This is a genomic window from Delftia sp. WSY_12, assembly GCF_043104645.1.
Classification (GTDB): domain Bacteria; phylum Pseudomonadota; class Gammaproteobacteria; order Burkholderiales; family Burkholderiaceae_C; genus Comamonas; species Comamonas tsuruhatensis.
In genome coordinates this window covers 180,400-205,852 of record NZ_JBICKW010000022.1, presented here as the reverse complement: position 1 = coordinate 205,852, position 25,453 = coordinate 180,400, and the positions used below count along the sequence as shown (strand labels likewise).

Genomic DNA, 25,453 nt, shown 5'->3' with positions numbered 1-25,453 from the left:
CTGGTGATTGTGGCAGAGGGTGCCTGCCTGCCGCAGGGCCCCGGCAAAAGCAGGCAGTGGATTGATTTTGCAAGCCCTTGAATTCATTGGCCTGCAAGAAATGCTTGCATTTGCGGGTCGGCCGTGAGCGGCCCGGCCCGAATCGCGTGTGGCACACTTGGCCGCTTTTCCGGATTCCACGCCACGGGGCGCCTCTCGAATGCAAAAAATCATTGCCCAAATCGCCGCAGAACTGAATGTCAAGCCGCAGCAGGTGGGTGCCGCGGTCGAATTGCTTGATGGCGGAGCCACGGTTCCGTTCGTCGCGCGCTACCGCAAGGAAGTCACGGGCGGACTGGACGACGCTCAGCTGCGCCAGCTCGACGAACGCCTGGGCTACCTGCGCGAGCTGGAGGACCGCCGGGGCGCGGTGCTCAAGGCCATCGACGAGCAGGGCAAGCTGACCGACGCGCTGCGCCTGGCCATTGCCAATGCGCCCACCAAGCAGGAGCTGGAGGACATCTACCTGCCCTTCAAGCAAAAGCGCCGCACCAAGGGACAGATCGCCAAGGAATTCGGCATCGAGCCGCTGGCCGACAAGCTGTTTGCCGACCCCACGCTGGACCCGCACAAGGAGGCCGAGGCCTTCTGCAAGCCGGCCACCACCCTGGACGACGGCAAGCCGGGCCCTGATTTCTCGACCACGTTGGCCGTGCTCGATGGTGTGCGCGACATCCTGTCCGAGCGCTGGGCCGAAGACCCGGCCCTGGTGCAGAAGCTGCGCGAATGGCTGTGGGAAGACGGCCTGCTGCGCTCCAAGAAGGTCGAATCCAAGAACGAGAACGACCCCGAGGTCGCCAAGTTCCGCGACTATTTCGAATACGACGAGCCCATTGGCCGCGTGCCTTCGCACCGCGCGCTGGCGGTGTTCCGCGGCCGCGCGCTGGAAATCCTCGAGGCCAAGCTGGTCCAGCCCGTGGAGCCCGAGCCCGGCCAGCCCAGCCTGGCCGAAGGCAAGATTGCCCTGCACCTGGGCTGGAGCCACGCCAAGCGCGCCAGCGACGACCTGATCCGCAAGTGCGTGGCCTGGACCTGGCGCGTCAAGCTCAGCCTGTCCACCGAGCGCGACCTGTTCTCGCGCCTGCGCGAAGACGCCGAGAAGGTGGCCATCAAGGTCTTTGGCGACAACCTGCGCGACCTGCTGCTGGCCGCCCCTGCGGGGCAGCGCGCCGTCATCGGCCTGGACCCGGGCATCCGCACGGGCGTCAAGGTGGCCGTGGTGGACAGCACGGGCAAGCTGGTGGACACCACCACCATCTACCCGCACGAGCCGCGCCGCGACTGGGACGGCTCGCTGGCCGTGCTGGCCCGCCTGGTCGAAAAGCACCAGATCAACCTGATCGCCATCGGCAACGGCACGGCCAGCCGCGAGACCGACAAGCTGGCCGCTGACCTGATCAAGATCGCCAGCAAGGCCGACCGCCAGATCGAGAAGGTCGTGGTCAGCGAGGCTGGCGCTTCTGTGTATTCCGCCAGCGAGTTCGCCTCGCAGGAAATGCCCGACGTGGACGTGAGCCTGCGCGGCGCCGCCAGCATTGCGCGCCGCCTGCAGGACCCGCTGGCCGAGCTGGTCAAGATCGACCCCAAGAGCATTGGCGTGGGCCAGTACCAGCACGACGTGAACCAGAGCGAGCTGGCGCGCCAGCTCGACGCCGTGGTCGAGGACTGCGTGAACTCCGTGGGCGTGGACCTGAACACGGCCTCGGCGCCGCTGCTGTCGCGCGTCTCGGGCCTGTCGGGCAGCGTGGCCAAGTCGGTGGTGCGCTGGCGCGATGCCAACGGCTCCTTCAGGAGCCGCAAGCAGCTGATGGACGTGGCCGGCCTGGGCGCCAAGACCTTCGAGCAGGCGGCGGGCTTTCTGCGCATCCGCGGCGGCGACAATCCGCTGGACATGACGGGCGTGCACCCGGAAACCTACCCGGTGGTCGAACGCATCATTGCCACCACGGGCAAGAGCGTGGACCAGCTCATGGGCCGCTCCGAAGTGCTCAAGGGCCTGAAGGCCGAGCAGTTCGTGAGCGAGCAGTTCGGTGCCATCACCGTCAAGGACATCCTGGGCGAGCTGGAAAAGCCCGGCCGCGATCCGCGTCCGGACTTCGTCGTGGCCCGTTTCAATGACGGCGTGGAGGACATCAAGGACCTCAAGGAAGGCATGACGCTGGAGGGCACGGTCAGCAACGTGGCCCAGTTCGGCGCCTTCGTGGACCTGGGCGTGCACCAGGACGGCCTGGTCCACGTCAGCCAGATGAGCCACAAGTTCGTCGAGGACGCGCGCGAGGTGGTCAAGACCGGCCAGATCGTCAAGGTCAAGGTGCTGGAGGTCGATGTGGCGCGCAAGCGCATCAGCCTGACCATGAAGCTCGATGCGGCACCGGCGCGGCGCGACGGCCCCCGTGACAACCGCTTCGAGAGCGCAGGCCGCGGCAGCCAGGGCGGGCAGCGCCGTGCGCCCGAGCCGGTGCAGCAATCGGCCATGGCCTCGGCCTTCGCCAAGCTGCAGACCCGCAAGTAGTCCCGCGCACGGCAAGGCAGGAAACGCGATGGCTGCGCATGCACTGGACCTGCAGACGCTGTTGGCACAGGCCCTGGCCCTGCCGGCGCAGCCGCGCATCGTGGCCTTGCTGCTGCGCGAGCTGGTGCCCGAGCAGCCCAGCCTGCGCCGGCTGAGCCAGCTCTTCGCAGCCGACCCTGCGCTGGCCGCCGGGCTGCTGGCACAGGCCAACGGCCCGGTGTTCGGCATGGCGGGACGTGTCACCGGCATTCCCGAGGCGCTGGCCCTGCTGGCGCCCGCGCAGCTGCGCCAGATCGTGCGGGGCATACCGCTGGGCGTGGGCGCCCATGCCGTGCCGGGCATGGCCATGCCGGCCTTCTGGCGCTACAGCGTGGAAGCCGCCCGCGTGGCGCGCGCGCTGGCCGGCACCGTGCAGGCCAGCCCCACGGCGGCCTATGCCGCAGGGCTGATGCACGGCCTGGGGGAGCTGGCCATGCACATGATCGACCCCGGCCGCGCCGCCACCATCACCGAACTGGTCGGCCCGCTGGACCCGCGTCGCGCCGAGCTGGAAATGCGGCTGTGCGGCTACACATACAGCCATGTCAGTGCGGGCCTGGCCCGCCGCTGGAACCTTCCGCCGCTGCTGGCCGATGCGCTGCAGCACCTGTACGCGCCGCTGGCCCAGCCGGGCTTCGATCCGCTGGCCTGCGTGCTGCACATCGCTGCCTGGCGCGCCCGCTCGCGCGAGGCGCAGTGGGACGAGCGTGCCCTGGCCGTGAGCTTTCCCGGCGAAGTGGGCGTGGCCCTGGGCCTGGACATCGACATGGTCCTGCGCCAGGACCCGGTGGACTGGATGGCCGACACCGGCCTGGACGTGGTGCTGTAGCGCCTCGCTCCTGCCTCAGTGCCTGTGCCAGGGCGCCGGCACCATGTCGAACAGCGGCGTGGGATCGCGCCGGTAGGGCGCGGGGCTGACGGGCGCCATGGGCTGCATGGTCATGGGGTCTATGCGCGCCAGCTGCTGCATCCATCCGATGTCCACGCCGCCGCCCGGTGCGGGGCGCGAGTAGATCAGCTCCAGCATGCGACGCGATGCCACATGGCCGTGGGATGCGGCCTGCTGGTACAGGCGCAGCGCCTCGGTGTAGTTGGCCGGCACGCCGTCGCCGCGATGGTAGCGCTGCGCCTGCTCCCATTGCTGCTGGGCCGTGACGGGCTGGCGCACCTGGATGTCCTGCTCGCTGGGCGCTCCACTCAGCTGCGGCGTGCGCTGCATGGCCTGCGGCCCCTGCGCTGCAGGCGTGGAGCTGCCCTGCGCCGACACCAGCTGGCCTGCGGGCCGCAGGCGCTCGCCCAGCATCTGTGCATTGGTCGCCGCGCTGGATGAGCGCGCCGCTGCCGCGCGGAACTGGCGCAGCGCTGCCTCGGGCTCGTCCTGCGCGAGCAGGGCCAGGCCCCATTCCAATTGGGCGCCAGGGCTGCCCGAACGTGCTGCGCGCTGCAGCAGTTCCTGGTCGGGCGTGCCAGCCACGGCCAAGGCCTCGCCCACGGGTTCGGCCGTGGACAGCGGCGCCAGGCGCCGGGCCAGCAGCCATTCCAGGTACTGGGCGCGGGCCGGGTCGGTCTTGGCCAGCTGGGCGATCCAGGGTCTTGCGGCCGGTGGGTCGGGCGGCTGGCCGCAGCCGTCCATGGCGCACCAGGCCAGGCCCGCACTGGCCAGCGGATGGCCGGCGCGCTGCGCGCGCTCGAACCATTGCCTGGCCTGCGGCCCGTCCTGCGCCATGGCAATGCCATGCAGTGCCAGCAGGCCCATCACCCATTGCGCCTCGCGCTGCGTGGCCAGGCTCACGCCCTTGCCTTCGGCGCGGCTGCGTAGCTGGGACAGGGCCCGTTGCTGGGCGGTGTCGGAGGTCGAGGTGATGTTGCTGGTGCCCGGCTGGGAACCGTACACGCTGGCCGTCGCCACCCGAATGGGCATGACCGGCGTGAAGCGGGCCGCCGCCTGCACATGCGGCAGTACGGCGGGAGCCAGACCTGGCAGCACCACCAGCAGTCCGGGCAGCACAAGCCTTGCGGTCAGGCGCAGCCCGATGCGCCGCCGTGGCGGGGATTCATGAGCGCTGGAGGGCATGGCAATTGCCTCTGTTTGGCTTGTGACGTGCACCGCTCATCAGCGCTTGGCCTGGGCCGGAACCACCTGCCAGAAGCGGGCCGAGCCGGTGTACTGGTCGGCGCCCAGAGAGTTGGCCATGTACTGGTTGACATCCTCCAGGGAGCGCATGCCCGGGATGGCGATGAAGGCCTTGCCCTGGAGCAGCGTGGGTAGCTTGTCGGTCATGTTCTGCTCGGTGGCGAAGCAGGCCACGCCTTCCTTGCCGGGAGGCCCGGCGTTGATGACGTAGCCGGGGTTGGGACTCATCCAGTCTGGCAGGCGAACGGATTGGGCGGCGGTGATCCAGCCCGAGCGGTTCACATCGTTGGGCACCAGCCGGGTGACCTCTCCATCGGCACCGGCCATGAAGCACGACAGGTAGGAGGCGCGCGACACGGTGGTGGACAGGAACAGCTGCTCACCCGTCTCGAAAGAGGTGCGCGTGGGCGTGATGTTCTCCACCCACAGGTCCAGCTTGCGGTCGGGCGCGGGGGCGCCGTAGCGGTAGTCACCCGTGGCCACGGCCACGTTCTCGGAGGCGGTGGTGACCGGTGCCGCACTCTTGGTGTTCCAGCCGATGCGCGTCATGTGTCCATCGGCGCTGACGGCCACGAAGTCTCGCAGTGCGCGCTCGTAGGTGCTGAAGTCCACCACGCCATTGACCACCATGCCGCTGTCGGCCTGGAAGCGCCCTATGGCCTCGCGCCACTGCGGGTTGCCTGCGGTGAAGGCCGGTGCGTCGGGCGGCAGATAGCCCTTGCTGATCAGCGACTGGCGCACCAGCTCCTGGTGGATGCCGGCTTCGCCTTCCTCATACCAGTCGCGCAGCTGACGCTGGAAGTCGGGATGGGTCTGGTCCAGCGTCAGGCACTGCCAGTAGGGCAGGCGTGACCATTTGCCCAGCAGCTCGATCATGCCCAGCTCGACCAGGGTGCGCACGGCCGGGCCCGAGCCCTGGGCATAGTCGCGGCCCACGCTGAACTGCACGCCGTAGTTGCCGATACGGCCCGACAGGTCAAGGCCCTGGCTGCCGTTGCCGATGACGACTTCGTTGGCCGAATCCAGGCCCGGAATGATGGTGCGCGTGCGGAAGTCGCCCAGGTGCAGCTCCATGCCCAGCACGGCGCCGCTGCGGTTGGCGCTGTAGCCGGTTTCCAGGCGCGAGGCGCTGGTGCCTATGTCCACGTTGTTGCGCAGCACGTTCTGGTCCATGAAGGACACGGCGCCCGACACATACAGGGCCGGGCGCTGCAGCTGGATCTGGTTGTTGTTGAGCAAGATGGTGGTGAGGTTCTGCACCGTGTCCTGGCGGGCGATGTCCACCTCATAGTCCACGTAGCGGAAGGCGCTGCTGACGCGCGACATCTGGGACAGGGCGGTGACCACCATCTCCTTGGCGGCCACGGCCACGCGGCCCGAATAGTCGGGCAACTGCTTGCTGGTGATCAGCACCGTGGGCATGTGGCTGTTGCGGAACATCCTGTCCATGCACATCAGCGAATCGGAGAAGCTCGATATGGAGCGCACCGGCCGCACCACCGGGCGGTCGGCCGCATAGACTTTTTCCAGGTATTTGGAATCCTTGCGCGCATCCAGCGGCGCGCAACCCGACAGCAGCACGATGGATGCCGATACCGCGCAGGCCACCACCCGCATACAGCCCTGTCTGCCAGCCCATCGCTGGCGGAAAGTCCCTCGGTTGTCCGCATGTCCGCCGAATGCCGGCTGCAGCGCGGCATCGGGGCGGGGAAGTCCTGGCGTTGGAAGGCGGTTGCGCATGATGGACCTCTGCTGGAAAACGGCGAGCCAGGGCACTGGCGCCCAGGGGCACCGGCACCGGAAATGGGTTTTGGAAATGAAAGGCGGCCGGGTCGCGGGCCGCCTGGCCGCACTAGCGGCAGACGTTGATCAGGTCGCCCTTGAGGACCACGATCTGGTCCTTGGTCTGTGGCCCGTAGCGGTTGAACGCGCTGGCGTTGGTGTTGCTGGCCAGGTCCTGGGTGCAGGTGCGCTGCATGCCCGTGCTGCTCGTTGTGGTCGTGGTCACCACGTTCGCCTCGGTGGAGATGCCGGGAGCATTGGTCATGGACATGGCTTCGTAGCGCGCGATCTTGGCCTTGACGTTGATGGGGATGTCAGTGACGGTGTCCAGCCCCGACGATGTCTGCTGCTTGGCCGTGGGCAGTCTCAAATAGTCGACAGGCTTGCTGAGCACCACTGGATCTTCGCCGGGGGCTGCTGCATGAAGGGGGGGCGCTCCGAGTGCGAGCCAGGCCAGTAGGGCAGCCGAACAGAGATGGGCGGCGGTGTGCATGGTGGGCTCTCCTGGTGCGGTGAGCTGGCTATTCGCCGGGAAGGTGCTGCCGGAAGGCCTGGGGCCGTCCGGCAGTGTCCTTCGTCCGGCAGTCAGGCTCAGTGGTTGTTGTAGCAGGTCACGCAGCCGTTGTTGCTGGAGATGTTCTGTACTGCCATGGAACCGTTACCGGCATAGTTGACGATGCCCGAGTTCTTGGCAGCCACCACCTGGATCGAAGTGTTCTTGACTTCCACTTCGCCATAGTTGGAGGCCAGGTTGTTGACGGCCACTGCTGCGTAGCCATCGGCCTTGTTCAAGATGCCGCTGCCGGTGGCAGCGACGACCTGCAGAGAGCTGCCACTGCGGTCGATGGTGACGTTGCCTGCATTGCTGGCCAGGTTCTGGGAGGCCTTGCCACCGCCCGTTGCTACGTTGAGCACGCCGCTCCTGTTCAGCAGGGTGACCTGAACGCTGGGGCCGTTGATTTCGATCTGGGAACTGCTGCTGCCGCCGCCGCCGCCGCCGCCACCACCGCCACCGCCACCGCCACCGCCCATGGGGCCAGCCATGGCTGCTGTTGCGATCAGGCTCAGGGAAAGAATTGCAAGCGATTTCATGATGGCTCCTTGATAAGGAATCGGACTACCAGGAAAAGGTGTGTAAGCACCCGTTTTTCAGACACTTTGCGGAGGTTTCCGGCCTTGTCTCCCTGGACCCCAGCTCGTTGTCTGGACTCCAATGTGCTTGGGGTGCCCCTGCCGTTCCATCTCTTGTACGGGGTAGCCGTGAGCGCTGATCCACGTGGCGGGTACTTACCCGGCCAAACCTTTGGCTGGCGGGCTGCATCGCGTTAAAGCAGCGGCATTGGGAGGTGAATGGAGTTGGGTAGTTTCAAGGTGTAACGACAGAAAATTTGCAGTTGCAGCTTCGCTTCAGGCCGTTGATCCGGCGGGCATGGGGCCATCCAGACAACCTGGTGTATCGAATTGCATACGCTCGGTGCAGGCGCCGGAGGAAGGCGTTGGACCGGCGGCTGTCATGGGGCCGGATCAAGGGGAGGATGGCAGGCATCGGGAAGGGCATGGCCTGCCAGGCCCGACAGGCCTGCCGGTCAGGTGATCAAGAAAGTACGGACCCGGCTTCTCACACAAATGTGTTAATTTGCAAGCTACGCAATCTTTCACAAACTTCGTCAAAGATTGTGGATATCGGTGGCGATTTCTCTTAATGTGAAAGGCGCGTATGTGATCGGTTGCGTCATATACATGACGTGACATTTGAGGAGAACAGCATGAATCCATCCGACGTTCCCGCCGATGCCCGTCCCCTGATCGCCGATTCCTCGCGCGCCCAGGCCATGCTGGGCACGGGCCTGAGTTCCGCCATGTGGCCAGACTATCTGGCCGGCCAGCCCGACAAGCCCGTGCGCGTGCTGCTGGTCGATGACGATGCCCACATCCGCATGGTCATTGCCCAGGAAATCATGAACGACCCGCGCACCCTGGTCGTGGCCCAGGCCGGAAGTGTCCGAGAGGGTCGCAAGGCCATTCGCCAGCACGAGTTCGACGTAATGCTGGTCGACCTGAACCTGGGCGACGGCGAGGGCTTCGAGCTGCTGGACATGATGAAGACCGTGCGGCCCACGGCCGAGGCCGTCATCATCTCCGTGATGGAAAACGACGAGCAGGTGCTGCGCGCCTTCGAGCTGGGTGCCACGGGCTACCTCGTCAAGAACTCCTGGTTCGGCAACTACCCCCAGGCCGTGCTGCAGGTGGCCAATGGCGGCGCATCCGTCACTCCCAGCCTGGCGCGCAGGTTGCTGCAGCGCTTCGACAAGACCCAGGGCGCCGAGCCCAAGCGCCGCTCGCCCGACGAGGCGGACCGCCTGTCCACCCGCGAGCGCGAGGTGCTGCGCATGGTCGCCAGCGGCTACACCAGCGCCGAGATCGGCTCGCGCCTGATGATCAGCGCCATGACGGTCAACACGCACATCAAGAACATCTACCGCAAGCTGCAGGTGCGCACACGCGCCCAGGCGGTGCGCTTTGCATCGCTGCGCGGCCTGTTCTGATTGGCTGGCGCCGCAGGGGCCCGTGCGGCCCGCCCCGCCGCCGCTTCCCACCGCATGGCCATGAAGGACTCCCTTCGCGCATTGGCAGTCTGCCTGGCACTGGGCCTGCTGCAGATGCTGGCGCTTTGCGCCTGGCTTTGGCAGCAGGGCGACCAGGCTCCGCTGTGGCTTCGCCTGTGCAGCCTGGCCCTGCTGGTCTTGACGGCCTTGCTGTGTGCGATGGGTGCCTCGCGCCTGCGCAGGCTGCTGCTGTGGCGGCGCAGGCGCAGCCCCCGGCCTTCGCGCGAGGTGCAGGCCGAGCGCCGGCGCATTGCCGCCGATCTGCACGACGGCGTGGGCGGCCTTCTGGTGAATGCCATGGCCTTGCTGGAGCCGAGCGAAACCCGGCAGCGCCAGGCGCAGGAGTTGCTGGAGCAGGCCTTGCTGGACCTGCGCCTGCTGGTGGACGCCATGGACGCCGTGGAGGACGCCTTGCCCGTGCGCCTGGCGCGTCTGCGCCACCGGCTGCAGCCCGTGCTGGACCGCCGTGGCATGCAGATCCGCTGGAGCGTGGCCGATCCGCGGTCCGAGCCGGGCTTGCCCGATCTGCCCGATCTTCCTCGAGGCCAGTCGTCCCAGCACCTGCTTGCCATCACCCAGGAGGCCGTGAGCAATGTGCTGCAGCACGCACAGGCCAGCACGCTGTGGCTGGTGCTGCAGCCCCTGGAGCCGGGTATTGCGCGGGCGAACGGCGCCCATCCCGGCGCGCGCCGCGAGCTGCGCTGGGAGTTGCGCGTGGAAGACGACGGCCGCGGCCTGCCGCCCCGTACACCCGATGAGGCGCAGGGCATGGGCCTGGCAGGCATGCACCGCCGTGCCCACGCCATAGGGGCTACGCTGGACCTGGCGCCGCGTGCTGGCGGCGGCACGGTGGTGCGTGTGCGCTGGTGAGCTGGTGAGCTGGCGCGCTGTGGCAGCGGCGGCGGCGGAGTTCCAGCGATTGCGGTGCCCGCTGACAGGGCCGGCCCGCAGCGCACTGTGCAATCCCACGATGGGCGCAAGTGCGGCAGCATCCACGCACGTATCCAAGCCCTGATGCCTGTCCCCCCATGAATCCACATCCCGACCTCACACCAGCGCCTTCCAGAAAACCAGGCGCTGAGAACGCCGCAGCCGATGCGGCCGGCAACGCCGCCGCTGCCGACGCGGCTTTCGCACGCAGCGTGCGTTCGGCCCTGCCGGGCCTGGCACAGCTGGCCGACATGGTGCCTGCGCTGCGCCTGCTCACCGGCCTGCTGGTGGCCAGCATCATCATCGCGGGCCTGTATTTCGGGCAGGGACTGCTGATTCCGCTGGCCCTGGCGCTGCTGTTCGGCTTTTTGCTCGATCCTGCGGTCTCCCGGCTCAGGCGCTGGGGCCTGCCGCGCATGGCGGCGACGCTGCTGGTGGTGGTCATGGCGCTGGCAACGCTGGCCGGAATGGGTACCTATCTGGGCAGCCAGGTGCAGCAGCTCAGCGCCGACCTGCCCACTTACCAGAGCACCATCCGCGACAAGCTGCGCAGCCTGCGCAGGAATGCCAACATGCCCAGCGCCTGGGACGGCGCCCTGCGCACCTATGACACGGTGGAGCGTGAGATCTCCCGCGGCGCCACCACGCCCCGCGTGCAGAAGGTGGAGATCCAGTCGCCCGAGCAAAAGCCCACGGCGCGCATGCTGCAGTGGCTGGGCCGAGTGGCCGAGCCCGTGACCACGGCCGGCATCGTGCTGCTGTTCGTGATCCTCATCCTGCTGGACCGCGATGACCTGCGCGACCGGCTGCTGCGCCTGATGGGCGGCAACCTGCATGTGGCCACCGACGCGCTGGACGAGGCCTCGCAGCGCATAGGCAAGTACCTGCGCATGCAGTTCGTGGTCAACATCACCTATGGACTGCCCATGGCGGCGGGGCTGTGGTTCATCGGCGTGCCGGGCGCCATTCTCTGGGGGGTGCTGGCGGCCATCATGCGGTTCGTTCCCTATGTGGGCGCCATGATCTCTGCCGCCTTCCCGCTGGCGCTGGCCTTTGCGGTGGATCCGGGCTGGCAGATGCTGCTGATGACGCTGGGGCTGATCATGGCGCTGGAGCTGATCAGCAACAACCTCATCGAGCCCTGGCTGTATGGCAGCAGCACGGGCCTGTCCACGCTGTCCATCATTGCGGCCGCGACCTTCTGGACGGCGCTGTGGGGGCCGATAGGGCTGATCCTGTCCACGCCGCTCACGGTCTGCCTGCTGGTGCTGGGCCGCTACATACCGGCGCTGCAGTTCATGGAGGTGCTGCTGGGCAGCTCCCCCGTGCTGGGTCCGGCCCAGCGGCTGTACCAGCGCCTGCTGGCCGACGATGTGGAAGATGCTGTCACGCTGGCGCATGAACTGGTGGACGCAAGGCTGCCGGCGCGGGCCTCGGCGGACGAACGCTCGGCCGCAGTGGCCGGCTTCTATGACGAGGTGGCGATCCCCGCGCTGCGCCTGGCCACCCAGCAGCACCTGGAGTCGGCCACGGCCGAGCACCGGCTGCGCCTGTCCAGCGGCATGGATGCCTTGGTCGAGGAGCTGCGGGAAAGCCATCCCGCGCCCGCAGACCTGTCCTCGCGGGCCCTGCGCATCCATTGCGTGGGCGCGCGCTGGGAGGTCGATGCCCTGGCAGCGGCCATGGTGGCGCACAGCGAGGCGCTGCGCGGCCACGTGGTCAGCTGCTCGGACTGGGCGCTGGCGGCCGATCCGCAATGGCGCCAGCTGGGGCAGGGCGAGGGCGGCGGCCTGCCGCAGGGCCATGCAGGCGCACAGGCCCTTGGCGAGGCGCAATTGCTGGTGCTCTCGGTCTTCAGCGCCCAGCCCCAGACCGTGGCGCGCCAGATCATGCGGCGGGTGCGCCGCCACTGGCCGCATCTGCGCGTGGTGCTGGCGCTGTGGAATGCGCCGGCCGTGGTGTCCGACCCCGAGTTCGCGCGCCGCTGCGGCGCCGCCGCCTGCGTGTCCAGCCTGCGCGAGCTGCAGTTGTGGGTGGACGCCTTGCGCCTGCCCGACGCGGCAGGCCAGGGCCTGGCCGCGCCCATTCCCGATGACGATGAGCAGCGCGTGCGCCAGCTGCGCGACAGCGGCGTGCTCGGGCCCGGCCTGCCGCCGCTGTACCACGAGGCAGCCCAGCAGGCCGCCAATGCCTTCGACGTGAAATGGGCCCAGGTCTCATGGGTCGATGCCGACCGCGTGCACACGCCCGGCAGCCTGCTGGTGGCGGACCAGGGCGACCCCGCATCGGCCGGGATGCCGCGCGGGCAGTCCATCTGCTCGTATGTGGTGCACGGCGGCGAGCCCCTGGTGGTGCACGACGCAGCGCGCGACCCCCGGTTTGCCGGCAACCCCGCACTGCAGGCCATGCGGCTGCGCTTTTACGCAGGCGTGCCGCTCAGGAACCGCCACGGCGCGGTGCTGGGCAGCTTCTGCATCATGGACGACGCACCGCGCGAGGTCTCGCCGGCAGATCTGGAGCTGCTGGCCGTCATGGCCGAGCAGCTGATGCAGACCGTGGAAGTGCGCCGCATGATGGAAAGCGGCGCAGTGCCGGCTCCCGCTCCCGCTCCCGCGTCTATACCGGCGCCGCCACCGGCCCAGTCACCGGAGCAGTCACCGCCCGGCCACTGAGCCCGCTCACAGCGGCTACGGCGGCTCACAGCGAGGTGGCCAGCATCTGCTCGTAGTCGTCGGCGCTGGCCAGGCGCGGGTTGGTGCCGTGGCAATGGTCCTTGAGCGCCCCGCCGATCACGGCCGCGAACTGGGCGCGCTCCACGCCCATGGCGGCCAGGCCCGTGGGCAGGCCCAGGCGGGCGTTCATGTCGCGTATGGCTTCGGGAATGTCGCTGCCCGAGGCCAGACCCATGGCGTGGGCCATTCGCTGCAGGCGCTGTTCGGCGCGCACGCTCTCGGCCTCGGCATTGAAGCGCACCACGGCGGGCAGGAACATGGCGTTGAGCGTGCCGTGGTGCAGGCGCGGGTTCACACCGCCCAGGCTGTGGCTGAGGCTGTGCACGCAGCCCAGGCCCTTCTGGAAGGCCATGGCGCCCTGCATGCTGGCGCTCATCAGCTGGCGGCGTGCCTCGGCGTCCTGGCCATTGCGGGTGGCGCGTTCTATGTGCGCCCAGCCGCGCGTGAGGCCGTCCAGCGCAATGCCGTCGGCAGGCGGATTGAAGGCGGCTGCCATGAAGGTTTCCATGCAGTGGGCGATGGCGTCCATGCCCGTGGCGGCCGTCAGCATGGCGGGCAGGCCGTAGGTCAGTTCCGGATCGCAGATGGCGGCGCGCGGCACCAGGTGCCAGCTGTGAAAGCCCAGCTTGCGGTGGTCGTCCACGATGATGATGGCGCCGCGCGCCACCTCGCTGCCCGTGCCGCTGGTGGTGGGCACGGCAATCAGCGGTGCCACGCGCTCGGTGATGCGCGGCGAGCCGCCCTCGATGGTGGCGTAGTGCGACAGCGGCCCTTCGTGCGTGGCCGCAATCGCCACGCCCTTGGCGCAGTCGATGGCGCTGCCGCCGCCCACGGCGATCAGGCCGTCGCAGCGCTGCTCCTGGTAGATTGCAGCGGCCGCACGCACGGCGGCCTCGGTGGGGTTGGAGGGCGTCTGGTCGAACACTGCGTGCGGCATGTCGCCCAGCCCATCCAGCGCCTTTTGCAGCACGCCGGCCGCCTTGACGCCCTGGTCGGTGACGATCAGCGGCCGCGTGATGCCCACGCGCTCGCACTCCTGGCGCAACAGGCGCACGGCGCCGAAGTCAAACTGGATCTGGGTGACGTAGTTGATGAAAGCCATGGTCGGTGACTCGTTGCGGGCCGCTGCGGCCCGTGGTGGGGATCAGGGGGAGTGCGCCGAATCTAGACCGCGCGTGCTGCACTGCAAACAAAGCAAACCCTGAGAGGGCGCCTGCGCGGTCACGGGGGCGACAGCACGGGCGTGCACTGCCATCGCATGGCTGCCAGGGCCTTGTGCTCGCGGCACAATGCCTGCTGCGCGGCGCCTGCCGTGCCGTGCCTTGCCGGCCGCGCCGCATTGCCTTGCCAGATGGCTCCGATCGAACCTGTCCCTGAACTTGCTCCTGAACGTGCCCCAGCCCGAATCCCGCCCCCACGCCACGCCGCTACCGGCGTCCCTGACCCACCAGATGCGCGATGTGCTGCGCCGTATGGAGCGCGCCGCACGCACGCCCATGCACCAGCTGGGCGCCGAGGGTGCGCGCGCCGCCTATGAGGCGGGCGCCGGCGTGCTCGAAATTCCCAAGCCCGTCCTGCCGCGTGTCGAGGACCTGCAGATTCCCGCGCGCGATGGCGCCTTGCTGCCCGCTCGGCTCTATGCGCCTGAGGAGCGTGCCCAGGCACCGGCCTCTGGCCTGCCCGTGCTGCTGTACCTGCATGGCGGCGGCTTCACCGTGGGCAGCGTGGCCACGCACGACGTGCTGTGCCGCCAGTTGGCCCACCTCTCGGGCGCCATGGTGGTCTCGCTGGAATACCGGCGCGCGCCCGAGCACAAATTCCCCACGGCCCACAACGACGCCTGGGATGCGCTGCAATGGCTGGCTTCGCAGGGCGCCTTGCTGGGCGCCGACCCTGCACGCCTGGCCGTGGGCGGCGACAGCGCGGGCGGCACGTTGGCCGCAGCCTGCGCCATCCATGCGCGCGATGCAGGCCTGAAGCTGGCCCTGCAACTGCTGATCTACCCGGGCACGACGGCCCACCAGGACACTGACTCGCACCGCCGTTTCGCCCACGGGCTGGTCATTGACGAGCCGGCCATCACCTGGTTCTTTGCCCAGTACCTCAACAGCCCTGCCGACCGCGAGGACTGGCGCTTCGCCCCGCTGCTGGCGCCTGACGTGGACGGCGTGGCCCCGGCCTGGATAGGCCTGGCCGAATGCGACCCGCTGGTGGACGAGGGCGTGGAATACGCCGACAAGCTGCGCATGTCGGGCGTGCCCGTGGATCTGGAGATCTACCGGGGCGTGACCCATGAATTCGTCAAGATGGGCCGCGCCATTGCCGAAGCGCGCCGTGCACATGCCGACATGGCGCGCGCCTTGGCCGACGCCTTCGCGGCCTGAGAGCCAGGGCACCCAAGACACCCAAGACAACAGGAGAGAAAAACCCATGCAACGCCAAGATTTCCGCACGCTGCAACGCATCGAAGTGCGCTGGTCCGAAGTGGACGCCCAGAAGATCGTCTTCAACGCCCACTACCTGATGTACGCCGACGTGGCCGTCACCGACTACTGGCGCCAGCTGGGCATGCCCTATGAGTCATCCTTCGCGGCCCTGGGCGGCGAGCTGTTCGTCAAGAAGGCCACCACCACCTACCACGCATCGGCCACGCTGGGCGACGTGCTGCATGTGGGCATACGCTGTGCCAGGCAGGGCAATACCTCGCTGTTGTTCGAGGCCGGCATCTTCCGGGGCATGGAACTGCTCAACACCGTGGAACTGGTCTATGTGTTCGCCGATGCCACCACGCGCCAGCCGCTGCCCGTGCCGCAGCAGCTGCGCGACGTGCTCACCGCCTATGAGGCAGGCCAGAGCGTGGTGCGCGTGGCATCGGGCAGCTGGAACGACCTGGGCCGCGACGCCGAGCGCCTGCGCCTGGCCGTGTTCGTGCACGAGCAGGGCGTGCCGCGCGAGATCGAGATCGACGAGTTCGACCCCGTGGCCCGCCACGCCGTGGTCTACAACGGCCTGGGCCAGCCCATTGCCACCGGCCGCCTGGTCAGCGACAGCCCCGGCGCGGGCAGGATCGGCCGCATGGCCGTGGACCGCAGCGTGCGCGGCGGCCGCTGGGGCCGCATCGTGCTGGACAGCCTGGTGGAGGCCTCCCGCCAGCGCGGCGACCGCGAAGTCGTGCTGCACGCGCAGCGCCATGCCGAGTCGTTCTACCTGCGCGCGGGCTTCACGCCCGAGGGCGAGCCCTATGAAGAGGCCGGCATTCCCCACATCACCATGAGGAAAGTGCTCACCGCCTGAGCTGCAGGCAGCTCAGGCGGTGCAAGGCCCAAATCTCAAATGTCCTCGCGCAGCGCGTAGGGCAGGGGCTTGAGCTGCAGCGCCACGGCCTGCGCGGCATCGGCGCGCTGGCCCTCGCCCAGGGCGGCGTGGGCCAGCAGGCGCTGCTCAGCCGAGCTGATCTGCATGGAGACAATGGCGTCCCAGCCCCCGCCGGGCGCCGGGGCGGCCTGGACCACGGTGCCGGTGGCCTGCTCCAGATCCTCGGGCGTGAAGACTTCCATGCCGGCTGCCAGCGGCTGCTGGGCATGGGCGATGTAGGCGCGGCGCTTGAGCGTGCCCCGGAACTGGCTGCGGGCCACCACCTCCTGGCCCGGGTAGCAGCCCTTCTTGAAATTCACGCCTTCCACCGATTCGTAGTTGAGCATCTGCGGCACGAAGGCATCGACCACGGGTGCCGACAGCGTGGCGATGCCGCTGGCGACTTCGCTCCAGAGCCAATCGGCCTCACTGAGTGCGGGGCCTTCGGGCAGGGGCGCACCGACAGGGGCCACGCGCAGGGCGCGCGGCTGGCCGGCGGCCGGGTGCAGGGCGATCAGGCTGGCTGCCCCGTCGTCCGTCTTGGTCCAGGGTGCGGCGGCCGCGCCCAGGGCCTGCACGGCGGCATCGCCAGCCAGGCCAAGCAGGGTGAAGTCGGCCGTGGCATCGCTGAGCTTGCACTTGGCGCGCAGCACGAACATGGACAGGCGCTTGAGCGTGGGTGCCAGCAGGCTGCGGTCGCACAGCAGCAGGATCTCGTCCTTGCTGCGCTTGAAGCCGATGAAGCTGGCCAGCATGCGGCCCTTGGCCGTGCAGAACGCCGCCAGACGCGCATGCTGCAGATCGAGCAGCGCGAAGTCGTTGGTCAGCTGGCCATGCAGGAATGGGGCGGCGTCTTCGCCGAGGGCGCGTATCACGCCGAGATGGGAAACGGGGGCGATGCCGTTCAGTAAAGGCTGGGTCATGGCTGAATTATGATCAGCCGCTCTATTGCTTGCTTGGACCGAGGTTGTGCGCTTTATCTTTCGCGCTTTGATGATGCTGCTGGTGCTGGCAGCCGTGCTGGCCGGTGCCGGCTGGTGGTGGCTGAACCAGCCCCTGCCGCTGTCCCAGCCCACGCTGGAGCTGGAGGTCGAACCCGGCACCACGCCGCGCGGCGTCGCCCGCGAAGTGGTCAAGGCCGGGGTGCAGACCGATGCGCGGCTGCTGTACGCCTGGTTCCGCGTCTCGGGCCAGGACCGGCAGATCAAGGCCGGCAACTATGAACTGACCACGGGCCTGACCCCCTATGTGCTGCTGCAAAAGCTCGCGCGTGGCGAGGAATCGCTCAAGGCGCTGACCCTGGTCGAGGGCTGGAACTGGCGCCAGGTGCGCGCAGCCCTGGCCCGCGAGGAATTCCTGCGCCAGGAAAGCGCGGGCATGGACGATGCGGCCCTGATGCAGGCCCTGGGCCGTCCCGGGGTGGCGCCGGAGGGCCGCTTCTTCCCCGATACCTATACCTACGCCAAGGGCAGCTCCGACCTGGCCGTGCTGCGCCGGGCCCTGCATGCCATGGACCGGCGCCTGGCCGATGTCTGGGCGCTGCGCTCGGCCGACACGCCACTCAAGAGCCCCGACGAGGCCCTGACCCTGGCCAGCATCGTCGAGAAGGAAACCGGCCGCGCGGCCGACCGTGCCCAGATCGCAGGCGTGTTCACCAACCGCCTGCGCATCGGCATGCTGCTGCAGACCGATCCCACCGTGATCTACGGCCTGGGCGAGAAATTCGACGGCAACCTGCGCCGCCGCGACCTGCAGACCGACACGCCCTGGAACACCTACACCCGCGCGGGCCTGCCGCCCACGCCCATCGCCATGCCCGGCAAGGCCGCCCTCATGGCCGCCGTGCAGCCCAGCCAGACCAAGGCGCTGTATTTCGTGGCGCGCGGAGACGGCACCAGCCATTTCAGTGCCTCGCTGGACGAGCACAACCGCGCCGTCAACCGCTACCAGCGCGGCCAGCAAAAGCCCTGAGCAAAAGCCCTGAGATATTCCCCAGGGCTGCTGCGGTTCCCGCGGCGCTTGCGTATCCTCTCTTTCCATATGACCAATGCAACCCCCGCCGGCCTGTTCATCAGCTTCGAAGGCATCGATGGCGCCGGCAAGTCCTCGCACATCGCGTCGCTGGCCCAGGCTTTCCGTGACCAGGGCCGCACGGTGACGCTCACGCGCGAGCCCGGCGGCACGCCGCTGGCCGAAAAGCTGCGCGCGCTGATGCTGCACGACGCCATGGACCCGCTGACCGAGGCGCTGATCGCCTTTGCCGCGCGACGCGACCACCTGGTGCAGGTGATCGAGCCCGCGTTGGCGCGCGGCGAGGTCGTGCTCTGCGACCGCTTCACTGATGCCACCTTTGCCTACCAGGGCGCAGGCCGTGGCTTCGACCTGCAGCCGCTGGCCACGCTGGAGCGCATGGTGCAGACGGGCACCGCCCCCCAGCCCGATCTGCTGCGCGAGCCCCACCTGACGCTCTGGTTCGACCTGCCCGCCGAGGTGGCCGCCGAGCGCCTGGCCTCGGCCCGCGTGCCGGACCGCTTCGAGTCCGAACCCGGCAGCTTCTTCGCCCGCGTGGCCCAGGGCTATGCGTCGCGCGCTGCAGCAGCGCCCCAGCGTTTTGCCCGCATCGACTCCAACGCCAGCCGGCATGCGGTCTGGCAGCAGATCACGCAGGTCATGGTGCGCCGGGGCTGGCTGGCCATCATGGTCGGCGGCCAGGGAGGTGCGGCATGAACGAAGCCCTGCCACGGCCGGCCGAGACCGACACCTCCTGGATTGCCGAACAGCGCACACGCCTGCTCGCACAGCGCGGCCATGCCTGGCTGCTGCAGGGGCCTTCGGGCCTGGGGCAGTACGCGCTGTCGCTGTCACTGGTGCGTGCCTGGCTGTGCGAGTCGCCGTCGCCCCAGGGGGCCTGCGGCCACTGCGGCAGCTGCCATGCCATCGACGTGCGCGCCCATGCCGACCTGTGCGTGCTCATGCCCGAGGTGCAGATGATGGCGCTGGGCTGGCCCCTGCCCGAGAAGGCCCAGGCCGACATCGACGACAAGAAGCGCAAGCCCAGCAAGGAAATCCGTGTCGAGGCCATGCGCGACGCCGTGGAGTTCTGCCAGCGCACCAGTGCGCGCGGGCGCGGCAAGGCCGTGCTGGTCTATCCGGCCGAGCAGATGAATGCCATCACGGCCAATGCGCTGCTCAAGACGCTGGAGGAGCCGCCCGGCGATGCGCGTTTCGTGCTCGCCAGCGAGGCATCGCACCAGCTGCTGCCCACCATTCGCAGCCGCTGCCTGATCCACACCATGGCCTGGCCGGATCAGCAAGAGGCCCTTTCCTGGCTGGACACGCAGGGCGTGCCCCCTGAAGCGGCCGCCGTGGCGCTGCGCGCAGCAGGCGGGCGGCCCGGCGATGCACTGGCATTGGCGCAAAGCGGTGGCGGCAGCGACATGGCGTCGTGGTCACAGCTGCCGCGTGCGCTGGCCAAGGGCGATGTGGCGGCCCTGGCCGCCTACGCGCCGCCCCATGCCGTGGAGGCCTTGCAAAAGATCTGCCACGACCTGATGGCGCTGGCCGCAGGCGCCGCGCCGCGCTACTTCACGCCGGCCGACCTGCCTTCGCGGCCGCTGGACATGGGCCTGCTTTCCGAATGGTCGCGAACCCTGGCCCAGGCCGCGCGCACGGCCGACCATCCCTTCAACGCAGGCCTCATGGCAGAAGCCCTGGCCGCAGAGGCGCGGCGCGTGCTCATGTCCGGCCAGCCTGCCCGCCAGCGCCGGGCATGAAGGGCGGGGCACGGGAGGACATGGCCAGGCGCTTTTCGCCACATGAAAGCCCGGCCTGTTAACCTACGGCCCTGGGCCCGGTGCCGATTGCGCCGGCCGCTCACCGAACCAATGTCTGCAAACCATCCATGAGCACCGCACCCTCCACACCCCGTCCCAGCGTGATGCAACTGGCGATCAAGGAAAAGGCCGCGCTGTACGCCGCCTACATTCCCATGTTCGCCGAAGGGGGCGTTTTCGTGCCCACGCAGCGTGAGTACCGTCTTGGCGATGATGTCTACGTGCTGCTGACCCTGCCCGACGAGCCCCAGCGCTATCCCGTGGCCGGTCGCGTGGCGTGGATCACGCCCGCACGCGCCTCGGGCAACCGCACGCAGGGCATAGGCATACAGTTTCCCAAGGACGAGAAATCCGCCGAGCTCAAGGCCAAGATCGAGAACATCCTGGGCGCGGCGCTGAGCTCGGACAAGGCCACGCAGACGGTCTGATGGCTGCACCTGTTTCAGGTGCACCTGCCTGCCATGCATGCCGACAGGGAGGATAGCTCCCGGGTCGGCATGGCTGTTTCTGAACCACGAGATTCCATGTTTACCGATTCCCACTGCCATCTGAACTTCCCCGAGCTGCAAAGCCGCCTGCCCGAGATCCGCGAGGCCATGGCGGCCGCGCGTGTCACGCGTGCGCTGTGCATCTGCACCACGATGGAGGAGTTCGGCGATGTGCACCAGCTGGCGCTGGACCACGACAACTTCTGGGCCACCGTGGGCGTGCACCCCGACACCGAACACATGACCGAGCCCAGCGTGGGCGACCTGGTGGAGCGCGCCGCGCTGGCGCGCGTGGTCGCCATCGGCGAGACGGGCCTGGACTACTACGGCATGGAAGACCGCAAGGGCGGCCGCACCATTGCCGACCTGGAGTGGCAGCGCGAGCGCTTTCGCGTGCACATCCGCGCGGCGCGCCAGACGCAAAAGCCCCTGGTCATCCACACCCGCAGTGCCTCGGACGACACGCTGGCCATCCTGCGCGAAGAAGGCGAGGACGGCTCGGCAGGCCAGGCCGGCGGTGTCTTCCACTGCTTCACCGAGACCATGGAGGTCGCGCGCGCGGCGCTGGACCTGGGCTACTACATCTCGATGTCGGGCATCGTCACCTTCAAGAACGCCCAGCACCTGCGCGACGTGGCCGCCTTCGTGCCGGCCGACCGCCTGCTGATCGAGACCGACAGCCCTTATCTGGCGCCCGTTCCCTATCGCGGCAAGACCAACAATCCGTCGTATGTGCCGTACGTGGCCCAGCAGATTGCACAGGTGCGCGGCATTCCGGTCGAGGAGGTGGCGGCCCTGACCAGTGCCAACTTCGATCAGCTTTTCAAGGGGGTTGTCGCATGAGACTGAATGCTGCGGCCGTCGGCCGCGTGGACCGTCGCCGCTGGCTGGCCCGGGCCGGCCGCGCCTTGACGGCCGTGGCTGCAGCCGGTGCCGGGCTGGCGCACGCCAGCCAGTACGACGACTACGTGCGTGCCATCGTCAGTGACAACGAGCGCGCCATGGTCAACCTGATCTTTCGCGGCTTCGATCCCAACACGCGCGACACCCGCGGCCGCCCGGGTCTGGTTGCGGCCCTGCACCAGGGCTCCCTGGGCGTCTTCGACGTGCTGCTCAAGTCCCCCGGCATCAAGGTCAACGAAGCCTCGCAGCAGGGCGAAACGCCGCTGATGATGGCCTGCATCAAGGGCCACCTGGACCTGGCCAAGGAACTCATACGCCGGGGCGCCGATGTCAACCGCCCCGGCTGGACACCGCTGCACTACGCCACCTCGGCCGACCTGCCCCAAACGCTGGACATCATCAAGCTGCTGCTGGACAAAAGCGCCTACATCGACGCCGAATCGCCCAACGGCACCACGCCGCTGATGCTGGCTGCCCAGTACAGCAGCGAAGCCGTGGTGGACCTGCTCATCGCCGAAGGCGCCGACGTCATCCTGCGCAACCAGCGCGGCTTCACCGCCGCCGACTTCGCCAGGCAGGTGGACCGCCAATACATGGTCGACAAACTCACCAAGGCCATCAAGGCCGAACGCAAGACCCAGCCCTCGCGCGGGAGCTGGTAGCCGCCAGCTGCAAGCCGCAAGCGAAAGCGGCATGGCCGCCCCCAATCCTGTCCGCTCAGGTGGCGTGGTTCCTGCTCAACCTGGCATACAGCCCGTCGCGCGCCAGCAGTTCGGCATGCGTGCCTTGCTCGGCGATGCGGCCGCGCTCCATCACCACCACACGGTCGGCATGTTCGATGGTGGACAGCCGGTGGGCGATGACCAGGGTCGTGCGGCCCTGCATCAGCCGTGTCAGCGCCTCCTGCACCAGGCGCTCGGATTCGTTGTCCAGTGCCGAGGTGGCCTCGTCCAGAATCAGGACCGGCGCATCCTTGTACAGCGCCCGCGCAATCGCCAGCCGCTGGCGCTGGCCGCCGGACAGCTGGCTGGCGTTGTGGCCCACCACCGTCTGCAGGCCCTGGGGCAGGCCGCGCACGTGCGAGCCCAGGTTGGCGGCGTCCAGCGCCGCCCAAAGCAGTGCCTCGTCTTCCACGCCACCCAGCGCCACATTGGCGGCAATGGTGTCGTTGAACATCACCACATCCTGGCTGACCATGGCGAACTGCTGGCGCAGGGCGGCCAGATCCCATTCGGGCAGGGGGGTGCCGTCCAGCAGCAACTGCCCATCCGTGGGCTGCAGAAAGCGCGGCAGCAGGTTCACCAGCGTGGTCTTGCCCGCGCCGGAGGGGCCGACCAGGGCCACTACCTCGCCCGGGCGCACGCGCAGGTCCACATGGCTCAGGGCGGGCGCCTTGTCCTCGCCAAACTGAACGGACACGTCGCGCAGCTCGATCTCGCCACGCGCCTTGCCGGGCACCTGGGTGCCGCCGGTCTCGTCGCCCGAGCCCTCCAGCAGATGCAGGCCCCGCTCCAGCGCCGCCACGCCGCGCGTGATGGGGTTGGCCACATCGGCCAGGCGGCGAATGGGGGCAATCAGCATCAGCATGGCCGTGATGAAGGCCGCGAAACTGCCCACCGTCACATCCTGCACATTGGCCGCGGCGGCTCCCGTGCCCCGGCTTTGCCACAGCGCGATGCAGATCACGGCTGACAGGGCAGCAGCGGCCAGCAGTTGGGTCAGCGGCGTCATCGCGGCAGAGGCGATGGTGGCCTTGATGGCCAGCTTGCGCAGTTGCCCGCTCAGGCCGCCAAAGCGCTTTTGCTGGCCCTGCTGCGCGCCATGCAGGCGCACCATGCGGTGGGCCAGCACGTTCTCCTCCACCACATAGGCCAGGGAGTCCGTGGCTTCCTGGCTGATCTTGGTGATGCGGTACAGGCGGCGCGACAGCGTCTTCATGATCCAGGCCACGCCCGGCACCACGGCGGCCACCACCAGCGTCAGCTGCCAGTTCAGATACAGCAGGTAGCCCAGCAGCGCCACCAGGGTGAAGCCATCGCGCGAGATGCCCAGCATGGCCTGCACCAGCAGAGTGGAGCCGGTCTGCACCTCATAGACCACGGTGTTGGACAGCGATGAGGCCGACTGGCGCGAGAACAAGGCCATGTCGGCCGCCAGCAGCCGCTCGAACAGGCGCCTGCGCAGCGCCAGCATGCCCTCGTTGGCAATGCGCGCCAGCGCGTACTGGCCCACGAACTGCGACAGGCCCCGCACCAGGAACACGCCGATGATGGCCAGCGGCACCGACCACAGGGGCAGCGTGCCGTCGGTGAAGCCGCTGTCCAGCAGCGGCTGCAGCAATGCCGGTATCAACGGCTCGGTGACCGCACCCACCAGCGTGGCGGCCACGGCCATCGTCCAGGCCAGGCGCTGACCACCAAAATAGGGGGACAGGCGCTTCAGGCGCTGCGACAGGGTCAGGGTGCTGGCGAGATCATGGGCCGCCGGTGCGGCGGACGGCGCAGGGGCCGGCGGCGGTGAGGATGGTGCGTGCATGAAGCGCGGATTTTACGGCGGGCTTGCCTGGGGCTGCCCCATGGGGAACCGATGCGGCTGGCGGGGATCGACAAAGCCTGGGCCGACAGACCCTACAGTGCACGTTCTTACATCGTGACGCATCCAGTGTGTGTAACATTCGCACCTGTGCAAGTACCGGGGTCTTCCCGTAGATATTGATGAATGCCAATGACTATTGACCGACTCCTTTCTCCTTCCTCCCTGGCGGCCGTGCCGCGCCCTTCGCGCCGAACCCTGCTGGCCGCTCTTGCCTCCACTCCCGCAATTCCCGCGCTGGCCCAGTTCCGCGTCGAAGTGACGGGCGTGGGCCTGACCCAGTTGCCCATCGCCATTGCAGCATTCAAGGGAGAAGGGCAGGCGCCCCAGAAGATCTCGGCCATCATCCAGGCCGACCTGGAGCGCAGCGGTCAGTTCCGCGCCGTGGACACGGCCGGCGTGCAACTCGATGAAACCTCGCGCCCCGATGTCGCCATGTGGCGCCAGAAAAGCGCAGATTCCCTGGCCGTGGGCAGCATCACGCGCCTGGCCGATGGCCGCTACGACGTGCGCTTTCGCCTCTGGGACGTGGTCAAGGGCCAGGACCTGGGCGGCCAGGGCTTTGCCGTCACCACCGGCGACCTGCGCCTGGTGGCCCACCGCATCTCCGACTACATCTACGAGAAACTCACGGGCGAGAAAGGCGTGTTCTCCACACGCATCGCCTACGTGACCAAGGCAGGAAGCAACTACCGCCTGTGGGTGGCCGATGCCGATGGCGAGAACGCGCAGTCCGCCCTGTCCAGCCCGGAACCCATCATCTCGCCCGCCTGGTCGCCCACCGGCACCCAGCTGGCCTATGTGTCCTTCGAGTCGCGCAAGCCCGTGGTCTATGTGCACGATGTGGCCAGCGGCCGCCGTCGTCTGGTCGCCAACTTCCGGGGCTCCAACAGCGCGCCGGCCTGGGCTCCCGATGGCAACTCGCTGGCCGTCACGCTCAGCCGTGATGGTGGTTCGCAGCTGTACCTGATCAGCGCCCAGGGCGGCGAGCCCCGCCGCCTGATGCAAAGCAGCGGCATCGACACCGAGCCGAACTTCTCCAGCGATGGCCGCTCCATCTACTTTGTCAGCGACCGTGGCGGCGCCCCGCAGATCTACAAGGTGCCGGCTTCCGGCGGCAGCGCGGAGCGCGTCACCTTCACCGGCAACTACAACATCTCGCCCAGTGTCAGCCCCGATGGAAAGTGGCTTGCCTACATCTCGCGCGTGGGCGGCGGCTTCAAGCTCCACGTCATGGACCTGGGCACCGGCACCGTGAATGCCATCACCGACACCACGGCGGACGAAAGCCCCAGCTTCGCTCCCAACAGCCGCCTGATCGTCTACGCCACGCTGCAGCAGGGCCGCGAGTCCCTGATGACCACCACGCTGGACGGCAAGATCAAGGCGCGGCTGGCAGGGCAGGGCGGAGACATCCGCGAGCCCGACTGGGGTCCGTTCCAGCGCCAGTGATAGCCCGGCTTCCTCGATTTCTTTTCAGTCAACAAGTCAACTCAGCACGAAGTCCAT

General features: G+C 68.4%; 21 protein-coding genes. 14 read left to right on the top strand and 7 right to left on the bottom strand.

Translation table 11 applies throughout. The features are described 5' to 3' along the window. Nucleotides 1-199: 199 nt before the first annotated feature. A complete protein-coding gene (locus ACF8LI_RS13310) occupies nucleotides 200-2,551 on the top strand; it encodes a Tex family protein (RefSeq protein ID WP_016446804.1) in 2,352 nt (783 codons plus the stop codon). A gap of 28 nt (nucleotides 2,552-2,579) precedes the next feature. Beyond that, nucleotides 2,580-3,419, top strand: coding sequence for an HDOD domain-containing protein (locus tag ACF8LI_RS13305; protein WP_016446805.1), 840 nt, complete (start codon nucleotides 2,580-2,582; stop codon nucleotides 3,417-3,419). Nucleotides 3,420-3,434: 15 nt separating this feature from the next. On the opposite strand, the gene ACF8LI_RS13300 is transcribed toward ACF8LI_RS13305, so the two are convergent. The 4 genes from ACF8LI_RS13300 to ACF8LI_RS13285 all read right to left on the bottom strand — a co-directional run bounded on the left by ACF8LI_RS13300 (nucleotide 3,435) and on the right by ACF8LI_RS13285 (nucleotide 7,598). Further along, nucleotides 3,435-4,664, bottom strand: coding sequence for an SEL1-like repeat protein (locus ACF8LI_RS13300; RefSeq protein ID WP_043790349.1), 1,230 nt, complete (start codon nucleotides 4,662-4,664; stop codon nucleotides 3,435-3,437). Between the two features lie 39 nt (nucleotides 4,665-4,703). Then, nucleotides 4,704-6,341 (bottom strand): DUF4384 domain-containing protein, encoded by a 1,638-nt coding sequence (locus tag ACF8LI_RS13295; protein WP_043790348.1) that lies wholly within the window; start codon nucleotides 6,339-6,341, stop codon nucleotides 4,704-4,706. Nucleotides 6,342-6,576: 235 nt separating this feature from the next. After that, nucleotides 6,577-6,900 carry a hypothetical protein gene (locus tag ACF8LI_RS13290; RefSeq protein ID WP_227472563.1) on the bottom strand — a complete coding sequence of 108 codons (324 nt, stop codon included), beginning with the start codon at nucleotides 6,898-6,900 and terminating at the stop codon, nucleotides 6,577-6,579. Nucleotides 6,901-7,097: 197 nt separating this feature from the next. Beyond that, nucleotides 7,098-7,598: a hypothetical protein gene (locus ACF8LI_RS13285; RefSeq protein ID WP_074931915.1), complete on the bottom strand. Its 501-nt coding sequence runs from the start codon at nucleotides 7,596-7,598 to the stop codon at nucleotides 7,098-7,100. A 674-nt stretch (nucleotides 7,599-8,272) separates the two neighbouring features. Here ACF8LI_RS13285 and ACF8LI_RS13280 point away from each other — a divergent pair. From ACF8LI_RS13280 to ACF8LI_RS13270, 3 genes are all read left to right on the top strand, one after another. Next, nucleotides 8,273-9,052 carry a response regulator transcription factor gene (locus ACF8LI_RS13280; protein ID WP_016446810.1) on the top strand — a complete coding sequence of 260 codons (780 nt, stop codon included), beginning with the start codon at nucleotides 8,273-8,275 and terminating at the stop codon, nucleotides 9,050-9,052. Between the two features lie 60 nt (nucleotides 9,053-9,112). After that, on the top strand, nucleotides 9,113-9,982 hold the full coding sequence (locus ACF8LI_RS13275) for a sensor histidine kinase (RefSeq protein ID WP_392413009.1): 870 nt from the start codon (nucleotides 9,113-9,115) through the stop codon (nucleotides 9,980-9,982). A gap of 158 nt (nucleotides 9,983-10,140) precedes the next feature. After that, nucleotides 10,141-12,714: an AI-2E family transporter gene (locus ACF8LI_RS13270; RefSeq protein ID WP_392413007.1), complete on the top strand. Its 2,574-nt coding sequence runs from the start codon at nucleotides 10,141-10,143 to the stop codon at nucleotides 12,712-12,714. Between the two features lie 25 nt (nucleotides 12,715-12,739). Here ACF8LI_RS13270 and ACF8LI_RS13265 read toward each other — a convergent pair whose 3' ends face one another. Further along, a complete protein-coding gene (locus tag ACF8LI_RS13265) occupies nucleotides 12,740-13,876 on the bottom strand; it encodes an iron-containing alcohol dehydrogenase (RefSeq protein ID WP_016446813.1) in 1,137 nt (378 codons plus the stop codon). A 277-nt stretch (nucleotides 13,877-14,153) separates the two neighbouring features. On the opposite strand from ACF8LI_RS13265, the gene ACF8LI_RS13260 reads away from it, so the two are divergent. Further along, on the top strand, nucleotides 14,154-15,158 hold the full coding sequence (locus ACF8LI_RS13260) for an alpha/beta hydrolase (RefSeq protein ID WP_392413005.1): 1,005 nt from the start codon (nucleotides 14,154-14,156) through the stop codon (nucleotides 15,156-15,158). Between the two features lie 46 nt (nucleotides 15,159-15,204). After that, nucleotides 15,205-16,068, top strand: a complete 864-nt coding sequence (locus ACF8LI_RS13255; protein ID WP_013802704.1) for a YbgC/FadM family acyl-CoA thioesterase — start codon at nucleotides 15,205-15,207, stop codon at nucleotides 16,066-16,068. Nucleotides 16,069-16,103: 35 nt separating this feature from the next. Here ACF8LI_RS13255 and ACF8LI_RS13250 read toward each other — a convergent pair whose 3' ends face one another. Next, the gene (locus ACF8LI_RS13250) at nucleotides 16,104-17,051 is read right to left on the bottom strand and encodes a folate-binding protein YgfZ (RefSeq protein ID WP_047474069.1); all 948 of its coding nucleotides are present in this window, start codon (nucleotides 17,049-17,051) and stop codon (nucleotides 16,104-16,106) included. A 46-nt stretch (nucleotides 17,052-17,097) separates the two neighbouring features. Here ACF8LI_RS13250 and mltG point away from each other — a divergent pair, with 46 nt between their 5' ends. The 6 genes from mltG to ACF8LI_RS13220 all read left to right on the top strand — a co-directional run bounded on the left by mltG (nucleotide 17,098) and on the right by ACF8LI_RS13220 (nucleotide 22,014). Beyond that, on the top strand, nucleotides 17,098-18,099 hold the full coding sequence (gene mltG / locus ACF8LI_RS13245; protein WP_016446816.1) for an endolytic transglycosylase MltG: 1,002 nt from the start codon (nucleotides 17,098-17,100) through the stop codon (nucleotides 18,097-18,099). A gap of 69 nt (nucleotides 18,100-18,168) precedes the next feature. Then, the gene (gene tmk / locus ACF8LI_RS13240) at nucleotides 18,169-18,855 is read left to right on the top strand and encodes a dTMP kinase (protein WP_016446817.1); all 687 of its coding nucleotides are present in this window, start codon (nucleotides 18,169-18,171) and stop codon (nucleotides 18,853-18,855) included. Continuing rightward, nucleotides 18,852-19,901 (top strand): DNA polymerase III subunit delta', encoded by a 1,050-nt coding sequence (locus ACF8LI_RS13235; protein ID WP_392413003.1) that lies wholly within the window; start codon nucleotides 18,852-18,854, stop codon nucleotides 19,899-19,901. Before tmk ends, ACF8LI_RS13235 begins: the two co-directional genes overlap by 4 nt. A gap of 128 nt (nucleotides 19,902-20,029) precedes the next feature. After that, the gene (locus ACF8LI_RS13230) at nucleotides 20,030-20,389 is read left to right on the top strand and encodes a PilZ domain-containing protein (RefSeq protein ID WP_016446819.1); all 360 of its coding nucleotides are present in this window, start codon (nucleotides 20,030-20,032) and stop codon (nucleotides 20,387-20,389) included. 96 nt (nucleotides 20,390-20,485) lie between these two features. Further along, nucleotides 20,486-21,292 (top strand): TatD family hydrolase, encoded by an 807-nt coding sequence (locus ACF8LI_RS13225; protein ID WP_016446820.1) that lies wholly within the window; start codon nucleotides 20,486-20,488, stop codon nucleotides 21,290-21,292. Continuing rightward, nucleotides 21,289-22,014 carry an ankyrin repeat domain-containing protein gene (locus tag ACF8LI_RS13220; protein WP_016446821.1) on the top strand — a complete coding sequence of 242 codons (726 nt, stop codon included), beginning with the start codon at nucleotides 21,289-21,291 and terminating at the stop codon, nucleotides 22,012-22,014. The genes ACF8LI_RS13225 and ACF8LI_RS13220 overlap by 4 nt, the downstream gene beginning before the upstream one ends. A 55-nt stretch (nucleotides 22,015-22,069) precedes the next feature. On the opposite strand, the gene msbA is transcribed toward ACF8LI_RS13220, so the two are convergent. After that, entirely contained in the window at nucleotides 22,070-23,887 is a 1,818-nt protein-coding gene (gene msbA, locus ACF8LI_RS13215) for a lipid A export permease/ATP-binding protein MsbA (protein ID WP_016452860.1), read from the bottom strand. 189 nt (nucleotides 23,888-24,076) lie between these two features. On the opposite strand from msbA, the gene tolB reads away from it, so the two are divergent. Further along, nucleotides 24,077-25,396, top strand: a complete 1,320-nt coding sequence (tolB, locus tag ACF8LI_RS13210; protein WP_016446823.1) for a Tol-Pal system beta propeller repeat protein TolB — start codon at nucleotides 24,077-24,079, stop codon at nucleotides 25,394-25,396. Nucleotides 25,397-25,453 lie beyond the last annotated feature (57 nt).